Origin of the sequence: Mycobacterium sp., assembly GCF_032162105.1 — a bacterium.
Taxonomy (GTDB): domain Bacteria; phylum Actinomycetota; class Actinomycetes; order Mycobacteriales; family Mycobacteriaceae; genus Mycobacterium.
Genome location: NZ_JAVRPS010000558.1, coordinates 1 through 6,741, shown reverse-complemented (window position 1 = coordinate 6,741; position 6,741 = coordinate 1). Strand labels below are relative to the sequence as shown.

Below are 6,741 nucleotides of genomic sequence, written 5' to 3'. Positions count from 1 at the left end.
GCGGCTGTCGGCCTTCTTCTCGGCCGCGATGCAGGCCGAATCCCGCGATCGTTCGGCCGCTGCCTTCCTGGTCACCTCGGTATTGGAGTCGCAACGGCATCCCGAGCTCAGCCGCGACGAGCACAACTCTCTGAAGACGTCCCGCGCGTTCGTGACGTGGGCGATCACCGATGCGATCGAGCGCGGCGAACTCACCACCGAAACCGACGTCGCGACGCTCGTCGAGATGCTGATCGCGGTGATGTGGGGGATGGGCTTCTACGCGGGCTATGTCGGTGGCCACGACGAGCTGACCATCATCGTGGAGAAGCTCGAGCTGCTTTTGGCGAACAAGTTGTGGAAACTCGCGGAGTAACTCGGCGCCATCCGCCCAGCAACTCCCCGTAGGCATCCACAGCCCCTCGGCGTGACGTGGCGCACGCAGCCGTATAGCTAGGCTAACTTTTTCGGTAGTATGGCGAACGACATGACTTTCATTCCCATGCGCTTGCGCGCCAGATTCGATGGAACGACACGATGAGTTCACTGCGCACCCACGACGACACCTGGGACATCGCGACCAGCGTCGGATCAACCGCGGTGATGGTGGCGGCCGCCCGAGCTGGTGAGACCGACCGCGACGCCCCGCTGATCCGCGACCCGTACGCCAAGATTCTGGTGGCAGGCGCGGGCACCGGTGTCTGGGAGTTCGTGCTCGACGGCGGTTTCGTGGACAAGGTCGCGGAGGTCGACCCAGAGGCCGCCGCGATATTCGAGCACATGGGCAACTACCAGGCCGTGCGCACGCACTTCTTCGACGACTACTTCGCCAAGGCGACGGCGGCGGGCATCGGTCAGATCGTCATCCTGGCGTCCGGCCTGGACTCGCGCGCGTACCGGCTGGACTGGCCTGTCGGCACGGTCGTCTACGAGATCGACCAGCCCAAGGTGCTCGAGTACAAGGCCGCCACGCTCGCCGACCACGCCGTCCAGGCGTCGGCTGTGTTGCGCCACGTGCCGCAGGACTTGCGGTACGACTGGCCGAAGGAGTTGCGGGAAGCCGGTTTCGACGCGTCCGTTCCGACCGCCTGGCTCGCCGAAGGCCTGTTGATGTACCTACCCGCCGACGCTCAGGACCGGCTGTTCGACCAGGCCACAGAGCTCAGCGCCCCGGGCAGTCGCGTCGCCGTCGAGACGGCCGGGGTTATCTCCGCCGGCCGTCGCGAGGAGATGCGGCAGCGGTTCGAGCGCATCGCGGAGCGGTTCGGGACGCAGAGCGCGATGAACATCCAGGAGTTGATGTACGACGACCCCGCCCGTGCCGACGTCACCGAGTGGTTGAACGAGCACGGCTGGTCGGCTTCCTGCGTGCGTTCCGTCGACGAGATGCGTCGGCTGGACCGCTGGGTGCTTCCTACCGAGGACGCGGCGTCCGAAACGTTCTCCACGTTCGTCGTCGCCGAGAAGTCCTGACTCGATCCGGGGGCCTGTTCGCCAACCAGCTGGTTGGTTAGGATTCGGGTGTTCCTCGGGTCAGGAAGGACTCCTCATGACTACAGAAGCGTCAGCTCCGCCCAGCTCCGCCGCACTGGCGGTCGACATTCCCGCCGTCGTCGCGGGGTTGCGGAAGACCTTCGCCACCGGCCGTACCCGAGATGTCGCGTGGCGCAAACAGCAGCTGCAGGCCTTGGAGAAACTGGTCGTCGAGAACGAACCCGCCATCGCCGACGCGCTCGAGAAGGATCTCGGCCGCAAGCCGTTCGAGGCGTGGCTGGCCGACATCGCCAGCACCGCGAGCGAGGCCCACGACGCCGCCAAGAACGTCGGCAAGTGGATGCGCCGCAAGCACCGGCGGCTGGAGTTCTCGCAGCTGCCGGGCCGCGGCTGGATCGAGTACGAGCCGTTCGGCACCGTGCTGATCATCGGTGCCTGGAATTTCCCGTTCGCGTTGACGCTTGGGCCTGCCGTCGGAGCCATCGCCGCAGGAAACGCCGTCGTACTCAAGCCGTCGGAGGTGTCGCCCGCATCCTCGGCCCTGATGGCGGAGTTGGTGCCGCGCTATCTGGACCGGGATGCGATCGTGGTGATCGAGGGTGACGGCACGGTCAGCCAGGAGCTCATCGCGCAGGGATTCGACCGGTTGTGCTTCACCGGCGGTACCGAGATCGGGCGCAAGGTCTACGAGAGCGCGGCGGCCCACCTGACCCCGGTGACGCTCGAGCTGGGCGGCAAGAGCCCGGTGATCGTGGCGGCCGACGCCGACATCGACGTCGCCGCCAAGCGGATCGCGTGGACCAAGCTGGTCAACTCCGGCCAGATCTGCATCGCGCCGGACTACGTCGTGGCCGATGCCAAGATCCGCGACGAGCTCGTCGACAAGATCAAGGCGGCAGTGACGACGTTCGAGGCCAACGACCCGGATGGCAAGCCAATCGTCAACCAGCGCCACTTCGACCGACTCACCGCATCGTTGGCCGCCACCAAGGGCACCGTTGCGATCGGCGGTGGCTCGGATGCGACGTCCATGAAGATTCAGCCAACCGTCGTCGTCGATCCAGATCCAGGCGAGCCGTTGATGACCGACGAGATCTTCGGACCCATTCTGCCCATCGTCACCGTCCAATCCCTGGACGAGGCAATCGAATTCGTGAACTCGAGGCCCAAGCCGCTGGCGGCCTACCTGTTCACCAAGACCAAGAGCGTCCGGGAACGGGTGATCAAGGAGGTGCCGGCGGGCGGCATGCTGGTCAACCACCTCCTCTTCCAGTTCACCACCGCCAAGCTGCCGTTCGGCGGCGTCGGACCGTCCGGCATGGGCGCCTATCACGGCAGGTTCGGCTTCGAGGAGTTCAGCCACAAGAAATCGGTGCTGACCAAGCCAACCCGACCCGACTTGAGCGCCTTGATCTACCCGCCGTATACAGAGAAGGCGTGGAAGCTGGCGCGCAGGCTCTTCTAGCCGCCGGGCACGCAACTGAATCTCGTCACTGAGGAAAGGAACGCAATGCCCGGAGTGCAGGATCGCGTCATCGTCGTCACCGGAGCCGGGGGTGGCCTTGGCCGTGAGTACGCCCTGACGCTGGCCCGCGAAGGTGCCAGCGTGGTGGTCAACGACCTCGGTGGTTCCCGCGACGGCACGGGTGCCGGACACAACATGGCCGACCAGGTGGTCACCGAGATCAAAGAGGCGGGTGGCCGGGCGGTTGCGAACTATGATTCCGTCGCCGAACCCGAGGGCGCGGAGAACATCATCAAGACCGCGCTCGACGAGTTCGGCAAGGTCGACGGTGTGGTCAGCAACGCGGGCATCCTGCGTGACGGCACCTTCCACAAGATGACGTTCGAGGCCTGGGACTCGGTGCTCAAGGTTCACCTGTACGGCGGGTACAACGTGCTCAGGGCCGCCTGGCCGCACTTCCGCGAGCAGAGCTTCGGCCGGGTCGTGGTCGCGACGTCGACCAGCGGTCTGTTCGGCAACTTCGGCCAGGCCAACTACGGCGCCGCGAAGCTCGGCCTGGTGGGCCTGATCAACACGCTCGCCCAGGAAGGCGCCAAGTACAACATCAAGACCAACGCCGTCGCGCCGATCGCGGCCACCCGTATGACGCAGGACATCCTGCCGCCGGAGGTCTTCGAGAAGCTGACGCCGGAGTACGTCGCGCCGGTGGTGGCCTACCTCTGCACCGAGGAACTGCCCGACACCGACTCGATCTTCATCGTCGGCGGCGGCAAGGTGCAGCGCACCGCGCTGTTCCAGAACGATGGCGTGACGTTCTCGAGCGTGCCGTCGGTCGACGACGTGGCAGGCAAGTGGGGCGAGATCACCGATCTGTCGGCCGCGAAGTCGGCCAGCTTCAAGCTCGGCTGAGCACGTTCCTGTGAAAGCGCTTGTCGCACAGGAGCTTTCCGGACCCTCGGGACTGGCCTACACCGACGTTGACGACGTGGCAGGTGACGGCATGGTGGTCGTCGACGTCGGCGCGGCCGGGGTCAGCTTCCCCGACCTGTTGCTGATCCGCGGCGAGTACCAGCTGAAGCTCAACCCGCCGTTCGTGCCGGGGACCGAGATCGCGGGGGTGGTGCGCTCGGCGCCCGCGGACTCGGGTTTCACGGTCGGACAGCGTGTTTCGGCATTGAGCATGCTCGGTGCCTGGGCCGAACGGGTTGCGGTGCCAGCGGGCAGCGTGACGCCGACGCCGGATGGCATCGACGACGGCGCTGCGGTGTGTCTGCTCGGCAACTACTACACGATGTACTTCGCGCTCGCCCGTCGCGCAGCGCTGCGTGCCGGCGAGACGGTGCTGGTGCTCGGCTCGGCCGGTGGGGTCGGAACTGCCGCGATCCAGATCGCAAAGGCGCTGGGCGCCAGGGTGATCGCCATGGTGCACCGCCCTGGCGCCATCGAATTCGTCGAGTCCCTCGGTGCCGACGTGGTGCTGCCCCTGACCGACGGGTGGGCCAACGCCGTTCGCGAACACACCGACGGCCGAGGAGTGGACGTCGTGGTCGACCCCGTCGGTGGGGATGCGTTCGACGACGCGATTCGAGTGCTGGCGACCGAGGGAAGGCTGTTGGTACTCGGCTTCGCGTCGGGCGGCGGCATTCCGACGGTCAAGGTGAACCGGCTGCTGCTGCGTAACGTCAGCGTCGTCGGCGTCGGGCTTGGTGAGTTCATCAATCGCACACCTGGTGCGCAGGCGGAGTTCGGGGCGGGGCTGGGGAAGCTGATCGATGCGGGGCTGCGGCCGCCGCCGCCCGTGCGGTACCCGTTGTCCGAAGGGCGCGCAGCGCTGGAGAGCCTGGCCAACGGCGGCGTCCGCGGCAAGGTCGTGCTGGAGCCGTGAGTCTCCCGCGGGCGCTGGCCTTCGACGTGTTCGGCACCGTCGTCGACTGGCGCACGAGCATCATCGGTGAACTGGAGATGTTCGGCGAAAACCATGGGCTGGCAGAGGATTGGGCGACGTTCGCCGACGACTGGCGGGCCGGGTACCCGGCGGCGATGGACCGGGTACGCCGCGGCGAACTTCCATGGTTGAAGATCGACGCCCTGCACCGGCTGATCCTCGACGGGCTGCTTGATCGAGCCGGAATCGACTCGGTACCCGAAGCGGACATCGACGACCTCAACCGCGCGTGGCATCGACTCGACCCATGGCCGGACTCCGTGGACGGCCTGACGCGCCTCAAGGAGCGATTCCTCATCACGACACTGTCGAACGGGAATGTGTCGCTCCTGACCAACATGGCCAAGCGCGCAGGGCTGCCGTGGGACTGCGTGATCTCCGCCGAACTGTTCCACCACTACAAGCCCGATCTGGAGGCCTACCTCGGCTGCGCCGACCTGCTCGACGTCAAACCGGGAGAGCTGATGCTGGTCGCAGCACATCTCAGCGACCTGCGGTCGGCGCGAGAGGCGGGCCTGATGACCGGATACGTGGCGCGACCATTGGAGCACGGCCCCGGGCGTCCTCTGCCCACGGTGCAGGCCGGCGAGTTCGACGTCGCGGCGCAGGACTTCATCGATCTTGCAGAGCAGCTCGGGCTCGACCGATGACCACCGTCGGGATCGTCCTGGTCGCCCTGGCGATCGCCGTCGGACTGGTCGGCATTCTGGTTCCGTTGCTACCCGGCACCGTGCTGGTGTTCGGCGCCATCGCGGTGTGGGCCTTCTTCGAACGGACGACGGTCGCGTGGGTGACACTCGGCATCGTCACGGCACTGCTGGCGGCCACCCTGCTGATCAAGTACCTGTGGCCGATGCGCCGGATGCGAAGTGCCGACGTCAGGACCTCGAGTCTGTTCGCCGGTGCCGTGCTCGGCATCATCGGCTTCTTCGTCGTTCCAGTGCTCGGTCTGGTGATCGGCTTCGTGCTCGGGGTCTACCTCGCCGAACTGGCGAATCGGCGCGATCAGCGACTGGCCTGGACGTCGACGGTGCACGCCATCAAGGGCGTCGTGCTGTCGGTCGGGGTGGAACTCGCGGGTGGGTTACTCGCAACGGTGGTGTGGGTGGTCGCCGTCGCGTTCTTCTGACCGTCGCCCGGCATTCTCACGCGGGGGGCTAACAGCTGGTCGTTGGATACTGAGGGGTAGTGATTGATACTTCGTAGGGCGGGTTTGTCGGTGGTGGCTGTCAGGATGCGGGTGTGGGTGAGCATGTGCGGTTGCGGCGGATCGGTGCGCCGGTGGTGGCTGGCCCGCCGTCGGGTGTCCGGATCCGGACCCGGATTCACCTGACCGAGGTGGAGGCGGCGGCGTTGGGTGCGGTCGGGTCGTTCCTGGGTGGGGTGTATCGGGGCGAGTTGGCGGGGCGGGTGCACTTGGGCGTGTTGGATCGGCAGTTTCGTGCGGGGTGGCGGGCCGAGCGCAAGCGGGCGGTCACCGGTGTGGCGTCGTCGCGGTGGGCGGGGGCGATCACCCGTGCGGTGGAAGACCAATACCAGCTGGGCATGCGTGCTCTTGGCGCTCATGTCGGCGATCTGCGGCGCGCCGTGGAGGTGTTGGAGGCACGGTGCGCGCTGCGCCCCGGGGAATCGGCACCGGCGGGTGCTGGGGATCGTGGCGGTCGGGGTCGTCGGCGTCGTGGTTACCGATCGGCCAACGAACGGTTCGCCAAGACCCGCCGGTTGGCGGTGTTGCGGTCCCGGCTGGCCGCCGCCGAGGAGGCGTTGGCCGCAGGGCGTCCGTCGATCACGGTGGGCGGGAAGCGCCTGTGGCGGAATCGAAACCACCTCGATGAGGCGGGGTTGAGCGACGCGCAGT

8 protein-coding genes are annotated in these 6,741 nt (G+C 66.8%); all 8 read left to right on the top strand.

Translation table 11 applies throughout. The features are described 5' to 3' along the window. Nucleotides 1-355, top strand: a 355-nt coding sequence (locus QOC69_RS28605) for a TetR/AcrR family transcriptional regulator C-terminal ligand-binding domain-containing protein (RefSeq protein ID WP_526445901.1), incomplete at its 5' end; no start/stop codon positions are given. A gap of 161 nt (nt 356-516) precedes the next feature. After that, nucleotides 517-1,452: a class I SAM-dependent methyltransferase gene (locus QOC69_RS28600; RefSeq protein ID WP_526445900.1), complete on the top strand. Its 936-nt coding sequence runs from the start codon at nt 517-519 to the stop codon at nt 1,450-1,452. 76 nt (nt 1,453-1,528) lie between these two features. Further along, the gene (locus QOC69_RS28595) at nt 1,529-2,938 is read left to right on the top strand and encodes an aldehyde dehydrogenase family protein (RefSeq protein WP_526445899.1); all 1,410 of its coding nucleotides are present in this window, start codon (nt 1,529-1,531) and stop codon (nt 2,936-2,938) included. Between the two features lie 45 nt (nt 2,939-2,983). Beyond that, entirely contained in the window at nt 2,984-3,847 is an 864-nt protein-coding gene (locus QOC69_RS28590; protein ID WP_526445898.1) for an SDR family oxidoreductase, read from the top strand. A 10-nt stretch (nt 3,848-3,857) separates the two neighbouring features. Further along, the gene (locus QOC69_RS28585) at nt 3,858-4,823 is read left to right on the top strand and encodes an NADPH:quinone oxidoreductase family protein (RefSeq protein WP_526445897.1); all 966 of its coding nucleotides are present in this window, start codon (nt 3,858-3,860) and stop codon (nt 4,821-4,823) included. Then, nucleotides 4,820-5,533 carry a haloacid dehalogenase type II gene (locus tag QOC69_RS28580; protein WP_526445896.1) on the top strand — a complete coding sequence of 238 codons (714 nt, stop codon included), beginning with the start codon at nt 4,820-4,822 and terminating at the stop codon, nt 5,531-5,533. Before QOC69_RS28585 ends, QOC69_RS28580 begins: the two co-directional genes overlap by 4 nt. After that, entirely contained in the window at nt 5,530-6,012 is a 483-nt protein-coding gene (locus QOC69_RS28575) for a DUF456 family protein (RefSeq protein ID WP_526445895.1), read from the top strand. Before QOC69_RS28580 ends, QOC69_RS28575 begins: the two co-directional genes overlap by 4 nt. Before the next feature lie 113 nt (nt 6,013-6,125). Further along, the coding region (locus QOC69_RS28570; protein WP_526445894.1) for a hypothetical protein at nt 6,126-6,741 on the top strand (616 nt) is incomplete at its 3' end.